This window comes from Fuscovulum ytuae, from assembly GCF_029953595.1.
GTDB lineage: Bacteria > Pseudomonadota > Alphaproteobacteria > Rhodobacterales > Rhodobacteraceae > Paragemmobacter > Paragemmobacter ytuae.
In genome coordinates this window covers 3,539,197-3,555,087 of sequence record NZ_CP124535.1, presented here as the reverse complement: position 1 = coordinate 3,555,087, position 15,891 = coordinate 3,539,197, and the positions used below count along the sequence as shown (strand labels likewise).

The following is a 15,891-nucleotide window of genomic DNA, read 5'->3' as shown; positions in this document are numbered from 1 at the left end:
GGATCAATCGTTGCAGCGGTTTTAATTTCGCGCATCCCCCTGATTGGGGACGGGTATCCGCATCAGGTTCGATCGGCAGGTCAGATCTTACCCGCTGGGCGCGTAGCCATGGCGAGACGTACGATATCAATGCGGGATGCACAGGCAAGCTTTGCCAAGGCAGATTTCACCTGATCGGTCACGGTTTGGACTGAGGTGCCACGGTGCTCGGCGATCTCTTGTGTTGCTTTTCCGGTAACGATCAACTGACAAATATCCAATTCGGCTTGAGAAAGTATCCCCAGCGCGCCAACGCCCTCAACATTCACCCGGTCAGAGGCATCTGGGTCAATAACGAGCAGGAGTGTCAGGGGCTCATCGGTGATACCAATTTCCTCACTGCGTAGGGGTATAGCGCGCGCAATGAGAGGCAAGCGCTCGGAATGGCGACGTAGTCGACAGATCGTTGAACGTGCAGAAGCATCAATAGAATGAGTCGATCGAATGGCTGTCGCAAGGTGTTCCCGGTCCGCAGGCAACGTTGCCCGAACAAAATCGCCCACAACCGCAAGCCCATCGCGCTCGGCTGCCATGGATTTAAATTCAGCGTTTGAAACAACGATTTGCCCGGACGGGCGACATATCGCGGCCCCAAAATCAAACTTGTCGAAGGCAACCGCGAGAGCTTTGCCCAATCCGATCAGTCCATCCAACACGCGTCTTGCTTCGATCGCCTTTCCGAGAACCGGTAAGATCAACGATGCATCCTGCCTAAGCTGCGGATCAATATCAGCGAAAGGTATAGGCATGTGCATGGCGGCAACATCTGACCATGGCCCGACATCATTTAGTCGCATCACACTTCTTGAACGCGCCCCGGAAACAGCAAGCACCGCGTCTCGGAAAGGGTTTTCAGGCATGAATCGATCATGCTCAACGTCATAGGCTTGGTACTCACCAAAGAGGATGCCCGCCGGAAAGGCTGCAAATCTGGAATAACCCTGCCGTTCAACTTCAGGAATTCGCCCCTCCATATGAGCTTGAACTAGGTGCATACCATCCTCAATAGCCCGCGAGCCACGAAAGATCGGGGCGGTGAATCTATTGAAGTCAAACTCAAACACCATGAAAGCATTCGCGCCGAAGGCAGCGCAGAATGTTTCGCATAAATCATCCCAGAGATCTGGCCTGTGGATGACATCAACGGCAAGTCCGAGAGCTTTGACTCTTGCAGCATGTCTTGTGTTTATCATCCGAGCGACCACCCTGATGGGAACGATAAATTTACAATCATTAATGATAGTCCAATATTCAGCGAAGCCGTACAAGAAGCTTTACGGCCTTCAATCTTGCAAAGTTGCGCTTCGTGCTTGGATGCTGATTGCTAAATTTACAAAACGGGTTGGCGGTCGAGGGCCATTTATGCCTCAAAGCAGCGCGGACGGAAACTGATCTTTGTTGCCGAAGAGAGACGTATGTCGATAGAGGATGACTATGTTCAAGCGTTCTGTCATACAGCCAAGCGGCCTCCCACAACTTGCGGCTCAGCTTGGCATTCACATTCTCGTTTTGAGTGTCTGAAAGCAAATAGGCTGAATAGGGCTCCCAGAACAAGTACAAGCGTGGGCGGCAGCGGGACGGGCGCGATAGCTTCAGCTCTCACTTGTAGAAACTGCCCCGCGCTGTTGTCCGATCTTTCCAGAAAAAGACTACTCGCCCCCAAGCCTTTCACCACGATATTGGCGTTGGAGAGGAACGTATCCGATACGGACGCAGAACTTAGGAACTCCCAGGTCTGCCCAGCAATTGGTCGGTAACCGTCTAGGAAAGAGAGGACGATTTCGAAGGGCCCGCTCGCAGACACCGTTCCCAAGGTGATGATCCGATCAAAGATCGTATCGCTCAAGAACTCAAGTTCGAGAACTGATCCTGAACCCAGCTCAAGGTTACCGTCGATTGTAAGCCAACCCGGCGACAGGCCGGGGGAAACGAGCCCCGTTCTTTGAACGTAGACATTACCCACAATCATTCCGCCATCACCCATCAAAATTCCGCCGGAGTCGATGGTAAGCGAGGGTGTGGTAACTACAGCACCGTCGCTTACCGATAGAATTCCTCGTGTAGAGCCGTTGTCGCAGCATTTTCCGACAAGAATATCGGTGTCTGTTGAAAGACTTGAGCCAAGACCGCTGATCGTAACGACTCCCATACTGCTGTCGGAACCGTTAGGGCTTGGATCACCAATGTCCATGACAGCATTCGGTCCACTCAATAATACTGAGCTACCGCTAAGAATGGACAAAGAACCATTTGAACCCGGGTTCGACCCTACAGCAATCCTTGAGTAGACTTGTCCATCGACCACAACGCTCGAACCGCCCTCTATTGTCATCGATCCCGTACCGTCACTCCCGATTTCAAGAATTGCTTCGTTCGCGCCGGCCATGGTGAGTGAAGACCCATTGTTCAGACTGGCACCTGCGAGGCCACCATTTCCAACTTTAAGACTCACATCATCACCGGTAAGCGACACGGAGGCATCGTTCAAAGACAGAGTTCCCAGAGCGTTCGGCTTACCGAGATTCAACATGACGTTATTTCCCGACGCGGAAACACTCATTGTTGACTCGATCAAGTTGATTGAGCCGGTTGAAGGTCCGTCCTTCCCAACGTCAATGATTATGTCGTTTTGACCGTCAATTGGCACACCGCTACCGATAATGTTAATTGCGGAGCCATTAACTGCGTTTAGGCTGCCCATAGCTCCACCACCAACTGAACCAATTTCAAAGTACGCGGATGAACCGCTGAGAACATCGAGGGTCCCGGATTTCAGATTCAGTGTACCTGTGCCACTGGCCCCCAAAAAGACCTGTGTCCCAAGCGCCCCCGGTGCGATGCTCGCTTCCTGAATAAGCAGTCGAGCGCCACTTTCTATGTTGACGATGCCGGTGCCAGCGTCAAAGAAATCACCGCCGATCTCCGCTCTTGCGCCCGTCCCATTTCCTATCGCGCGAACTTCCGTTCCGGAACCAGTGATGAGCAGATCACCGGTTGATCCATCGCCGACATCGATCTTCGGCCCTCCCGTCGAGTCGAGATTAGCCCCTGGCAGCAGAGTGATAATCGTGCCGCCGTTGACCTCCGCAGACCCAGGCGCCCCTAGCCCGGCTCCTAGAATAGCACCTTCACTCCCAACGGGAATGATGCCCGCATCACCAAGGAAAACGGTAGCCGCGTTCACGCTCGCGCTGCCAACCACGATTGCAGAAAAAGACAGAACCAATAGCCGCATGACGACTCCCCCCAAATCGGAAGCGATGGTCCCAATGCAGCCGATCGTTCGTCATCCCCCCGTTGGGGGATGCGAGCGTCATTCCTTGGCGCACCCGCCTCGTCTGCATTTCATGATCGGACTTTCCAAATAGGGCAAAACCTTCTCACCGCGTTCTTTCCACTCTCGCAACTCAGCACTTTCCGCCATCAGACTGATCCTCAGCGCAGTTCTCAAGGCAGAGTCTCATCCGAGCAAACATATCTCTTGATTTGGTTCCTCAACGAACCAATATAGTTCTCCATCGAACAATAGAGCTGGCAATGACACTTACAAGACGCAAGATGATCCACCTGATGGGGGGCGGGGCCATCCTCGCCGCAGGCGCTGGCTTCGGCTTTGCCGCGACGCGCAACCCGCAAACGGCATACCTGCCTTGGGAAATGGCCGGTCGCTACGACGATCCGCGCATGCGGGCGCTATCTTGGGCGCTCTTGGCCCCGAACCCGCATAATCGCCAGCCTTGGCTCGCCGATCTGTCGGAACAAGGCGTGATCACCCTTTATGCCGATCTCGAACGGATGCTGCCGCATACAGACCCGCTCCACCGGCAGATCACCATCGGCTTGGGCTGCCTTCTGGAACTCCTCCGCATGGCCGCCGCCGACGACGGCCACCGCGCCGAGACAACCCTTTTCCCGCAAGGAAGCAGCCCCACCGCCCTCGACACCCGCCCCATCGCCCGGATCACCCTTACCGCCGACCCTTCCGTGGCGCGCGACCCGCTCTTTGCGCTCGTGCCCCAGCGGCGCTCGAACAAGGAACCCTTTGATCTCACCCGCCCCATCGCGCCCGAACTGCTCCCCGAAATCGCCAAAGCCGTCCAGAACGGCGCAGCCTTCGGCGGCACGGTTGACACGGCCGAGGTTCTTGACTTGCGCGCCCTGACGCACGAGGCGCTGCGGATCGAGGTGGAAACGCCCCACACCTTTCAAGAAAGCGTCGATCTCTTCCGCATCGGCCATCGCGAGGTGGACGCAAACCCCGATGGCATCGATTTCTCAGGTCCCCTCTTCGAAACGCTGCGCCTGACCGGGCAATTCAGCCGCGAAAGTGCCGCCGATCCGACCAGTTTCGCCTTCCAATCCGGGCTGGACGCCGTTTTCGCCAATACCGATACCGCGATGGGCCATGTCTGGCTGGTGACCAAGGACAACAGCCGCGACACCCAGATCGCAACAGGCGCAGATTGGCTGCGCGTCAATCTTGCGGCCACCGCGCGGGGCCTTGGCTTTCAACCCCTCAGCCAGGCCTTGCAGGAATACCCCGAAATGGCCGCCCTCTACGCCCAAGTGCATGAACGCCTTGCACCCGACGGGGGCACGGTTCAAATGCTGGCGCGCATCGGCTATGGTCCCACCGTAGGCACCAGCCCGCGCTGGCCCTTGGAAAGCAGGATCATCCATGCCTGAAAGCGTCATGTCCGAATATTTCCGTCTTTTCAACGAGATCGGGATCATCGGGCAGTTGTCGCGCAACCTGTTGGAGGCCCGGCTTCCGCCGGGCTTCGTCATGGCGCAGTTTTCCGTGCTGAACCATCTGGTGCGGGTGGGGGATGGCCGCACACCCCTCGCCATCGCGCAGGCCTTTCAGGTTCCCAAGAACTCCATGACCCACTCCCTGACCGTGCTGGAAGGTGCCGGGCTGATCGAAATGCGCAAAAACCCGCAGGATGGCCGGTCAAAGCTCGTCTATATCACCGCAGCAGGCCGGAAATTCCGCCAAGACGCCATTGATGCCTTTGCCCCGGATGTCGCCCGCATCGCCGCAGCCTTTCCGCCAGAACAAGTGGCACGGCTGCTTCCCGATCTGGAAATGCTCCGCAAATTCCTGGATGCCGACCGCGATCGGTGACGCTGCGCCCTGACAGAGCCCGACAAGCCTGCATCCTTCCTTGCGCTGGCGTTTTCCTCGCTAAATGAAAGGAAAAGCCAAGCACCAGACCTGAAAGGGTGATCCGGGCTTGGCTTTGCTGATTACTGGGTTTCGGGCCGACCCGCCCGTTCACGTCATTGAACGGTTTGACCCGTGCGCAACTCCAGCAGCGCCACGAATTTCTCGCGGAAGTCCGGGCGGCCTGAAAGGATCGTCATCACCTCATTGGCGCCCCAATCCGTCACATCCACTTGCCCCTTCTGGGCCCACTCTTCGATCAGGTTCTGCAGTTCAGTCAGTTCTCTGTCATACATTTTATTCCATCCCAAAACTGTGGGACACGTTGCAAAGAAACCCCCGGCCAGCCTCCCAGCCGGGGGTCATTGTCATCAGAAGTTGAAGGACGAGCTGTCGAGGTTATGCGCCCCGCGCAGCGTGATCGAGAAGTCGGCATCCGCGTCACCGTCGGTGAACCCGTCGATGATCGTGTCGACACCATCCACTGTCTCTACTTCGCGGATCACAAGGCTGCCGGCCGCCGTCGTGCCCTGCTCGGCCAGCGTGAAGGCCTGGTTGCCGTTCATGCCCACCATCGCATCGATCCCCGACAGGTCGATCTTGTCGCCCGGACGGAAGTCCGTGATCACGTCGCCATCCGCCGTGCCGGCCGAGACGAAGACGAAGACATCATCACCATCCCCGCCCGTCAGCACGTTGATCGACAAGGAGGCCTGGATCACGTCATTGCCCATCCCGCCGGTCGCGTTCTCGATCCCGACAAGGTGATCGGTCACACCGCCGATGCGCGCCGTCCCGATGGCCGTATAGGCCCCCAGATCGATCACCGCATCCTCGGTCAGGGCCGAGAGGTCGAGCGTATCGATCCCCGCGCCGCCAAACAGCATGTCCGCCCCGTCGCCCGACGCCGCGAGGAAGACATCATCCCCTTCGCCGCCCAGAAGAACGTCACGGCCCGCGCCGCCTTCGATCACGTCACCACCGCTGCCGCCGACCGCAACATCATTGCCGCCATTGCCAAGGATGATATCCGACCCGCCCTTGCCAAGGAGGGCATCGCCCTCTTCGCCACCGACAATCACGTCATCGCCCGCATCGCCGACCATGACACCAGCCGTTGCACCCGGCATCAGCACCACACCTTCGACAACCGGCATACCGCCGCCCGTCCCAGTGCCCGTGCCAGAACCCGATCCAGTGCCCGAACCAGACCCGGTGCCCGACCCCGAACCAGCGCCCGGATTGTCGTCATCGGCATCCTCGGCCTCGTCATGCGATGCATCACCCGAAGACGGAACCAGCGTCGGACGTTCAGTCCCCGAAGGCGTGAAGGTCACGGAATGGGTGCCATTCGACATCGTCACCGTACCATCGGCGTTTTCCTCTTCAGTATAGCTGGCGGGATCGACGCCTGCCGGCACCTCGATCACGTCCTGCGCCCGCAGGGTGCCGATGACAGTGTCATTACCCCCGCCGGAGCGGAACAGGATGCGGTGCGCGGATTGGATACCGCTGACATCCACTTCCTCATCACCGGCCGTCCCGTTGATCGTGATCGTGTTGAAGGACAGGTTCGTCGGGTTAAAGTCGCCCATGATGATGACATTGTCCCCGAAGGCACCGTCACCACCGGTATTCACGACGATCTCCTCGATCTCGCTCAGTCGGGCCACCACCGTCTCAGGCCCGTTGGTCAGCTGCCGAACCTGACGCGAGACGATGATCTCTTCGCCCGCCGCCGCCGTACGTCCGGGGGCAGAGGCGATCCATTCCGCCGCCGTGTAGATGCGGAACGTCTCGGATGCGCCGTTGCCGTTCACGACGAAGGTATCACCCAGCGCCGTTTCCGTGCCGCCGTCGATGCGATCGACGCCATTCCCCACATTCCAGATGATGGTGTCATCGCCGTCACCTGCGTTGATGATATCCGCACCGCCACCGCCGGTGATGACATCTGCGCCTGCATCGCCGTTCAGGACATCTGCCCCACCATTGCCGTTCAGGACATCATCGCCGGCACCGCCATTGATGGTATCTGCCCCGGCAAGGCCAGAGATCAGGTCAGCCCCAGCTGTGCCGTCAATCAGGTCGGCCCCAGCGGTGCCGGTGATCTGATCGCCAACCACATCCGTCGCGGCCGAATAGACCGTCTCGAGCGTGCCGATGCCATCGGTGAAGCTCACCTCAAGCCGCAAGAGCGTGCCAACCTGCGCCTGCGTGGGCAGGAAGGTGGCCGCCGTTGCCCCGGCGATGTTGGTCCAGGTGGTGCCGCCATCGGTCGAGGACTGCCACTGAAGCGCGAAGGCACCGAGCCCGTTTTCATCCGCAATCGATGTCAGATCGGCCGTCAGCGCCTGGCCTTCCGTCGGCGTCAGATCGCTGATCACAGGCGCACCTGTGGCTGCGACCGGCTCCGGCGGGTTCCCGCCTTCATCCGCGTTGGAGTAGACGGTTTCGATTGCGCCGTCTGCGTCTTTGAAGCGTGCGACGGCGCGGATGGCGAGGCCTTCTTCGGCGGCGGAGACGGTGTAGGTTGCACCTCTGACCGGCGTGAACTCGTCCGCGACGATGCGCAGAATATCGGTGAAGACACCGCTTCCTGGCGCCGTTTCGACCTGCCAAGTGTATTCGACGGCCTCTTCCGCCACGACACCACCCACGTTGTCGGCATCGGTGACCGCGGCCACGGAGGCCGCCAGAACCTGACCGGCCACCCCGACGGGCTGACCATTGGCCGCCGCCACGCCATTGGTCTGAACCGTGACACGGCCTTCGGCGATGGCGTTCTCATGCTGGGCGATCTTGATCGTGCCATCGGCAAAGAGGACGCGCTCGATGTTCTTCAGCCGGTCCACGCCATCCGTGCCACCCACCCGCGTGTCGGTGACCGAGATCCAGCCATCGCCATCGGTGTCGGTCGCAACCCCTGTCAGGGCGTTGTAGCCCTCGATCGTGTAATCGGCGAGGTTGCCCGAGTACTCGGCAATATCGACATCAGCGGCCACGACACCGTCCACGACGGCCCGACCGTCGATGATTTCCCGAACGATGCTCAGTTCGCGCGGCTTGATCTCGCCGGTGAAGAGCTTCTCCTGGATCTCGCCCATGCCGGACACGAAGTAGGGTGCGATAGGCTCGCCTTCGGGCGTCAGTCCTTCGGGGGATACCTTGATCTTGACGTTGATGAAGCGGTCGCCATCGATCAGATCATCGCCGCCCCGGCCTTCGATGATGTCGCCACCACCGCCGCCGAGAATGATGTTGCCCGCGCTGAAGCGGATCTCGCCATCCTCGTTCACACCCGACAGGAAGGCATCCAGACCCTCGATCAGGCCCACGTTCTGATCTAGCAGCGCTTGGTCGATCGCGAAGGCGGTATCGTCATCGCCGCGCAGGATGTCGGCCTGCTTCGACCCGGACAGCGCCTCGGTCTGCGAATAGCGGTCCAGCACGGTTGCAGGCGAAGCCGCCACCGCCGGCGGGGCAAAGAGCCGGTTCAGCATATCCGCATGCACACCATCGGGCGTGTTGGCATGGCTGGCCCAGTCAAAGCCCAGCTGGCCGAAGAACTTGTTCGTGCCGCTGCCGCTCACCATGATGTCGTCGCCGGTTTCGGCGTCGAAGTCATCATTGCCATTCCCGCCGATCAGAACGTCATGGCCCACGATCGGGCTGTCGACGCTGCGCTTGATCGGCAGACCCTGGACGAGGTCACCGTTGTCGCCCAAGAGAAGGTTGTTGGCACCACCGGCTTCCAGCCAGTCATTGCCTTCGCCCCCCATGATCATGCCGCCGCCGACGCTGCCGCGGCCAAAGTCATTGTCCTGACCCAGCAGCATCTCGTCAAAGTCCGGGCCGCCCCAGACAAAGTCGCTGCCCGTGTCGGTGATGATCAGGTTGAAGCCCTGACCGGCATTGACCACGTCATCGCCCGCGCCCGACCGGACCTCGTCATCGCCGAACTCGTCGGTGATGATGTCGTCACCGTCGCCGCCGAAGAAGAAGTCGTTGCCTTCGCCGCCTTCCAGGCGGTCATTGCCCGCGTCACCCCAGAAGGTGTCGTCGCCCTTGCCGCCGATCAGGATGTCATTGCCATCCGTGCCGCCCATGACCACATGCTCGGCCCCGGTGAAGCGGACATAGTCGCTGATGCCGTCGCCATCGGTGTCGCGGCGGATGACCTTGGGCTGGATCGCCTGCAGGATGGGATCGCCCCCCCCCGTCGGGTCAAGCCGCGCATTGTCGCCAAGACCAGCGTTGAACTGCTTGGAGATGTCAGCCTCGATGTAGAAGTCGGGGGTCGAGAAGACATCGCCCGGCAGGTGCGTGGCATCCGTGTTGCGGTGGATCATGTCAGAGAACTTGTTGTTCTCCAGCTGCGCCGTCAGGTTCAGGTTCGCCAGACGGTTCAGATAGTAGAACCGGTCCGCATCCTGCAGCGCTTCAAGCTGCACTTCGAAGACGAAGTTGAAGGTCGATCCCAGCATACCGCCGAAGATCATCTTCTTCTCGGCCAGACCGCCGACCCAGAAGTCGACAAGGTTCAGACCGCCCAGCGTGCTGCCTTCCACGCTCGCGGCATAAGCGCCCGTCGCATTCAGGAAGTCCAGACGGTCGTCGGGCTCACCGTCGCCGCCCAGAACCAGAAGCGTGGCCGCATCCCGCTTTGCTTCCACGGTCGGTGCGTTGACGATGGTCTCATGGGTGCCATAGGCCGCGATGAAGTTGATGATCGAGACCGGGTTCTTCAGGTTCAGCGCGAAGTCGAACCAGCTTTCATAGGGCTTGATCTGGCTGTCGCCCGACCCGGCGAAGAACTGCGCCCGCGCCTCGTTCAAGGAGGGCACGCCGGTTTCCCGGCCGCGCGCGATGTTGATCGCCGCAAGGTCGAGCGGCAGGCCCACAAGGTTGTTGCGCAGCGCCTCGGTCACGAACTCGTCGATCTCGTTGCCGCGCTGACGCGTCATGCCACGGGCCAAGGCGCCCGCCGCCGCTTCGGCATCGATCCCGCTCGTGGCAAACTCCACCGGGTTCAGGAAGGCCGAGATCAGGTCGATGTGATCGGCCTCATAGTTCGCGTCATAGCGATCCACGCCCTCGTTCAGCATCGAATGGCCAAAGCGATAGACGGTATGGGCAAACTCGCCCAGGATCGCCGGGTCCAGCACGCCGTCATAGTTCACGAAGACGTTCACGAAGGGCTGCACCTTGCGGGCGAACTCTTCGAAGACAAGGTGCTGATACTGCATCTCGGTCACGAACTTCGCCGACTGGAACAGACGCGCGCCATTCCAGGCCAGCGTCTCGATCGTCGCTGTCGCCAGATCGGCCGCCACATCAAACGGGGCCGCCAGCCATTCGTTCAGGAAGTCCGTCGCGGCAAGGATGTCGCCGCCGTCCGCAAGGATCGCCTTTGCGTTGTTCAGCAGGATGGTCTGCATCGACTCGACCTGGCGGTTGTGTTCGGAGTGGAACACATGGTGCACCGCGGTCAGGGCGATGTTCTCATTCGCGCGGCCATCGCCGGCGATGTAGTGACGGTCCAGCAGTTCATTGTCATAGGTGCCCGCCGGCTGAAGATCCGTCGCCACGCTGACGGTGCTATCGCCGTCCGGTGCCTTTTGGACCAGCCCGAGCGGGCCGGGACCATCCGGGTCGAAGAAGCCCGGGGTCGCGTTGTGGGCGATGTCGTCAAGGAAGGCCACGCCCGCCGAGACGGCGCCGATCGTGTTGACCGGGGCGGCAATGCTGCCCTCCATCAGCACCTGCTGATCCCCCACCACCTTCACGATCTGCGGAAAGCCGTTCGCACCGGGGATGAAGTTGCCATAGGGGTCGGTCGCCAGCAGTGGCACGGAATGAACGTTCAGGTCATTCAACTCGATGCCAAGGATGTTCAGCGCCTGCGCCTTCACATCGCCCCAAGTGGCCATACCACCACCCGATTCATGGTTGCCGTTCAGCAGATTGCCCGTCGGAACCGGCTTGCCATCGACCAGCACATATTCCCGCAGGAACACCTGATGCGACGGATGCGACGTATAGGTCTGGTTCTGATCGACGAAGGGGGTGACCTTGTTCACCGGCTCGCCATTCTCGGTCAGCGTGGACCGCGTCACCACCATGAAGTTGGTGTTCGACCCGGGGACATAAAGCGGATCATCGGGCTGCAGCGGGATATAGACCGTCCCGAAGCCGCCCTTCTCAACCAGATCAAGGCCGTGGTCGAAGAACTGGCCAAAGATCGTCATCCACGAGTTGAAGGGGGCCGAAAGCCCCTCATCCGGTGCCACGTTCGGCACGACAACCGTCAGCTTCGCCAGATCTTCCGAGGGGCTGGCCTCATAGGTCAGACCCGCATTGTCCAGCGCGGTCAGGACTGCCGTCTTATGACCGGCTGCGACGGCCGCATCCTCGGCCGCGAGCGCCTCAGCTTCGGCCGCGAGCGCCGCAGCTGCGGCGGCAAGGTCCACCTCTCCAGCCTCAAGATGCGCCTGCTCGGCCGCAAGGTGCGCCGCCTGGTCCGCAAGATGCGCCTTTTCGGCTGCAGCCGCCGCCTTATAGGCTTGGAACATGTCCTGAATGACGATGGCATCGCCATAGGGGTCCTCGCTGCCCGCAACCTGGAAGGCCGCAATCAGCACTGCAGGGTTGTTCATCGTCTGGTCATTGATCAGGTTCGAGATGATCCGCGGATCGGCATCCACCACATCGCCCGCCTGGATCGCCCGCGGCCCCAACGTCAGATCGCTCGGAAAGCGCTGCGCATAGTCATTGTTCGACAGATAGGTCGCCGGCAGGTCGCTCCCGTCCGGGCCAAGGCCGTTGTTCAGCGGGATATAGCCGGGCGGAATGCCGGGGAAGCCAAAATCAACCGGACCAGTGGGCCCCATGATCGGCGGGCCAAAGGCCATCCCGTCATCACCCTCTGCAACCCAAGTCGGCGTCGTCGCACGCGGAAACTCCTGACCCGCCGCCCCATAGGTGCTCTGATCGGCCGCAAGGTTGTTGTTGCTCCCATCAACACGCCGCAAACCCCACGGAAGCTCAGACGTCGGCAAATACGTCCCAAGGATCTCCTCACCCCGCGCATCCGCCTCAGCAATCTTGATCTGCTGAAGGATGAACTCAAGGTCGTTCATGTTGACCGTAACCATGGCTTACGCCTCCATTATGAATTGCGCCAAAGCCGGAAGCGCCCTGCGAACCGGAATGAGTTACATTCGCAAGAAGGGAACACGCCAACAAACGGCGGGGGTCCAATGATCTGGTGGGCAGCAGTCCAATGATTCATCAGACCAAGGTTAGAATCGCAAAAGGGGGCTGATCCGTCAGGAGAGGCCTCCTCGAAACCGACAAACCCCTTCCCGATGCGCAGGATCAGGCCGTCAAACGCCTTTATCCGTATTTCCTTTGCCCATTACTGGATGGGGCATTGATCGTGGGGCTGGCTGTCGCTCCAAAGACGCCTCCAGTTCTGAAGAGCGTCCAATATCCATTCATGGCAAGGGGTTGCTCAATTCCCGGACTGATCCTGAACGGCCACAGCATCCCATCCCCCTAACTTTGGTCTGATACCGGCTCAGACCGCCGACGCAACATTGCTTGGACCATCGCGGTTTGCAGGCTCTTCCCAAACTTGCGAATGTAAATCATTCTTGTCCGCATCGCGGGAAGATGGCTTTGTAACGCTAAGAGAAGGCTGCGCCGGTTTCCTATGCTGGCAAGGAATGAGAGATCGAGATGCCCAGATTCGTGCTCATCGATGACCACCCGATCGTCCTCTCCGGTCTGACTGCCATCTTTCGCACGCAGCCCCGATATGAAGTGGTGGCAACAGGTGCGACCGCCGAACAGGCGCTGCACCTCGTCTCCGCGACGCAATGCGATATCCTGGTCGCCGACCTTCATCTTTTGGGGGACCGGTTCGAAACCATCCCGCGCCTCCGCAAGCTGCGCCCGGATCTGAAGATCATGATCTTCACCGAAATCGCCTGCCCGTCCAACTGCCTTGAGGTGATGAAGGCGGGTGCCAATGCCTATATCCTGAAGGACACGTCAACCGACGACTTCCCCACCGTGATCGAGATGGTCTTGTCTGGGAATGACTACATCTCTCCCGAACTGTCGCCTGCCATAAGCCAGACGAAAGAGACACGGCAACAACGGCAGGAGCAGCTTGCCTCTATAGCGCTCAGCTTGCGCGAAACTCAGGTGGCGGACGCGCTGTTGAACGGGGCGTCCAACAAGGAAATCGCAGTCAAGCTGAACCTCTCCTACAAGACCGTCAAATTCTACATGAACCAGATCATGCGGAAGTTCGAAGTTCGAAACAGGGTCGAAGTCGTTCTCGAATTGCAGCGTTTGAAGAACTAGGCGTAACTGCGCCACCCCGAGCACTTACCCAACTTACTGTAAAGCCGAGGCATCCTTCCCCACTCCAGCAGATAAGGGAAATGTTGCTCGCAATTAGGGTTTCTCGTAGCCCCTTCGCCTATGTCGCAAAAGATCTTGGGCGCTTGCAATCCAGAGACAGCCCCTAAGTTTGCAACTATTCACCGCTTCTATCACAACTCAATGTTGCTTCGAGACGACAAGAAGACGCCCGCCATGGGGCTTGGCCTCGCCAAGGGGCTGGTATACGATCAGGATCTGTTTTCTGCATGATTGTAGGGCTTGGAGATCGCAAAAATCAGTTGCCCTGCTGTACCAAATTATGCGGCGACGAGGAGCTTTAGGGCATGAATGAGAAATTGATGATCATTAAAGAGTTTCGGACAAGAAAGAACGAAGACGGCACGCGAAGGGCTTCGTGCCTAATCCAGAATGATGGGCACGACACGGAAATCTGGTTCGAGGTGTCCGGCCTTCCCCAGAATAAGGAGATTGAATCCGCGGATGCATTTTTTGCACCGTGCCTTCTTCTTGCCCTTAAGTTCAATTCACAAGTTGTATTCGAAGTTCCCATCTCTAAGTGCATGGCATATCAGGCAGCTGATCTAGCTTATGTTTTTGGGACTCAGTTAGGATTGAATCGCAGATTAAAAGTTGAAGCTCCCCACCCGATAGCCGTTCATCGGCGAGCCAATGGTGCGATAACTGGTTTTTCGGCAGGCGTCGATAGCTGGTTCTCCCTGAAACAGAATTTCATCGAGTGCAATCTTCCCGGAAAGAAATTAACGCATTTGCTGGTGAACGATGTTGGGGCAAATTCAGGAAAAAAGAAAAAGCAACAGGTGCTCAGGCAAGCGCATGTGATCGCAAAAGAATTTAAATTGGGAATGATAAGTGTAAACAGCAACATGAGTGAGGTTCTGCAAATGGACTTTCAGAAAACTCACACTGCGCGTAATACCTCCGTCGCACATCTACTAACGTCAATTTCTGGCATGTTCTATTATTCTTCAACAGACACGTATGATGATTCTGGCGTATTTCCTACCTATGACATGGCATACGCAGATACGATAATCCTCCCACTACTTTCGACCGATGCCATTACACTTCGGTCCACCGGTTCGGCTTACAGCAGAGCCGAGAAGACGCGAGAAATTCTTGATATTCCGCAGATTGGAGAGCGTCTTGACGTATGTGTTCATCATGGGCACGCTGGAACAAAGATAAATTGCGGTGTATGTTGGAAGTGTTGCAGAACAGAGTTGACCCTTGAAGCATTTGGCGCCCTTGATAAATTCGAACCGGTGTTTGATTTGGAGGCCTACGGCAGACGACGCAGTCGTTACATTCAAGAAATCTCCGCGAGCCGCAAGCCAACGGAGCGCGAAGCGTTTGACCTTGCGCGTCAGGCAGGTCTTGCTGGTCCCGCCTTGTTTCATCAGGCACAGTGGACGGGAATAAGAGCTGTGCGTCGGTTGAAATCGGTCGTGAAGAGCGCGCTGCCTCGAGGGCAGCAGCGGAGATAGCGCCCGGTCGATGCCGCAGCTTCGCTATGCGCGAAGGCTTATGCAATCTCTCCGTCAATATTTCTGTTAGTGGCTGGCGTTCCCCCTACCCCCGCCGCAACACCACCGCCAAGGACGGCACCGTCCCCGCCTCTCCGGGCATCGACACATAAGGCTCGGTCCGTTCCACCACCGCGACGCCCGCCATCCCTTCCAGCGCAGCGCCAAAACCCGCCTCCCAAAGCGTCGTCTTCACAGTCAGCACAATCGGGCCCCCTGCCGCCGTGATCCGCACCAGTTCCGGCACCCCCTTGATCCCCACATGCCCCGTGGTGAAAACCCCGGTCGAGATCACGCCCGCAAAGGCCCCATCCGCGAAGGGCAAGGTCTGTCCCAGCGCAAGTTGATGCAGCCGCGCATAGACCCCCTTGGCACGCGCCACGGCCAGCATCCCCTCGGACAGGTCCAACCCTTCCACCGGGCCAAATCCCATGATCCCAAGCCAATCGCCCAGCAATCCCGTCCCGCAGCCCGCATCCAGCACCGGCCCCGCCCCCCGCGGCAGATGCCGCGCCAGAAGGGCCAAACCGATCGCCGGATGGCGATACCCGGCCTTCGCCATCTCAGTATCATAGGTCGCGGCCCATCCGTCATAAAGGGCCGCCACCTCCTCTGGTGCCTTGGCCTCATAGACTGCGCCCAGATGCCCGTCATGCTGCCCCGCCATGCCGCCAACTCTCCACTTTGCGCTGGGTCCAGATTGGGCCAGACTGCCCGCCAAGG

At 59.0% G+C, this 15,891-nt stretch carries 9 protein-coding genes; 4 read left to right on the top strand and 5 right to left on the bottom strand.

Annotated features, from left to right (window positions below; genetic code table 11):
* Positions 1 to 80: 80 nt before the first annotated feature.
* Both QF092_RS17140 and QF092_RS17135 read right to left on the bottom strand, forming a co-directional pair.
* A complete protein-coding gene (locus tag QF092_RS17140) occupies positions 81 to 1,307 on the bottom strand; it encodes a helix-turn-helix transcriptional regulator (protein WP_281465824.1) in 1,227 nt (408 codons plus the stop codon).
* A 182-nt stretch (positions 1,308 to 1,489) separates the two neighbouring features.
* Entirely contained in the window at positions 1,490 to 3,274 is a 1,785-nt protein-coding gene (locus QF092_RS17135) for an autotransporter outer membrane beta-barrel domain-containing protein (RefSeq protein WP_281465822.1), read from the bottom strand.
* Between the two features lie 302 nt (positions 3,275 to 3,576).
* On the opposite strand from QF092_RS17135, the gene QF092_RS17130 reads away from it, so the two are divergent.
* Both QF092_RS17130 and QF092_RS17125 read left to right on the top strand, forming a co-directional pair.
* Positions 3,577 to 4,725 carry an Acg family FMN-binding oxidoreductase gene (locus QF092_RS17130; RefSeq protein ID WP_281465820.1) on the top strand — a complete coding sequence of 383 codons (1,149 nt, stop codon included), beginning with the start codon at positions 3,577 to 3,579 and terminating at the stop codon, positions 4,723 to 4,725.
* Complete coding sequence (locus QF092_RS17125; protein WP_281465818.1) at positions 4,718 to 5,167, top strand: MarR family winged helix-turn-helix transcriptional regulator; 450 nt, start codon at positions 4,718 to 4,720, stop codon at positions 5,165 to 5,167. Before QF092_RS17130 ends, QF092_RS17125 begins: the two co-directional genes overlap by 8 nt.
* Before the next feature lie 155 nt (positions 5,168 to 5,322).
* Here QF092_RS17125 and QF092_RS17120 read toward each other — a convergent pair whose 3' ends face one another.
* Both QF092_RS17120 and QF092_RS17115 read right to left on the bottom strand, forming a co-directional pair.
* A complete protein-coding gene (locus tag QF092_RS17120) occupies positions 5,323 to 5,502 on the bottom strand; it encodes a hypothetical protein (protein ID WP_281465816.1) in 180 nt (59 codons plus the stop codon).
* A gap of 75 nt (positions 5,503 to 5,577) precedes the next feature.
* Complete coding sequence (locus QF092_RS17115; RefSeq protein ID WP_281465814.1) at positions 5,578 to 12,363, bottom strand: peroxidase family protein; 6,786 nt, start codon at positions 12,361 to 12,363, stop codon at positions 5,578 to 5,580.
* Between the two features lie 586 nt (positions 12,364 to 12,949).
* On the opposite strand from QF092_RS17115, the gene QF092_RS17110 reads away from it, so the two are divergent.
* Positions 12,950 to 13,582 carry a response regulator transcription factor gene (locus tag QF092_RS17110; protein ID WP_281465812.1) on the top strand — a complete coding sequence of 211 codons (633 nt, stop codon included), beginning with the start codon at positions 12,950 to 12,952 and terminating at the stop codon, positions 13,580 to 13,582.
* A 365-nt stretch (positions 13,583 to 13,947) separates the two neighbouring features.
* The gene (locus tag QF092_RS17105) at positions 13,948 to 15,129 is read left to right on the top strand and encodes a hypothetical protein (protein ID WP_281465810.1); all 1,182 of its coding nucleotides are present in this window, start codon (positions 13,948 to 13,950) and stop codon (positions 15,127 to 15,129) included.
* Between the two features lie 85 nt (positions 15,130 to 15,214).
* Here the strand turns inward: QF092_RS17105 and QF092_RS17100 are convergent, their stop codons facing one another.
* Positions 15,215 to 15,835: a class I SAM-dependent DNA methyltransferase gene (locus QF092_RS17100; protein ID WP_281465808.1), complete on the bottom strand. Its 621-nt coding sequence runs from the start codon at positions 15,833 to 15,835 to the stop codon at positions 15,215 to 15,217.
* Positions 15,836 to 15,891: the final 56 nt, after the last annotated feature.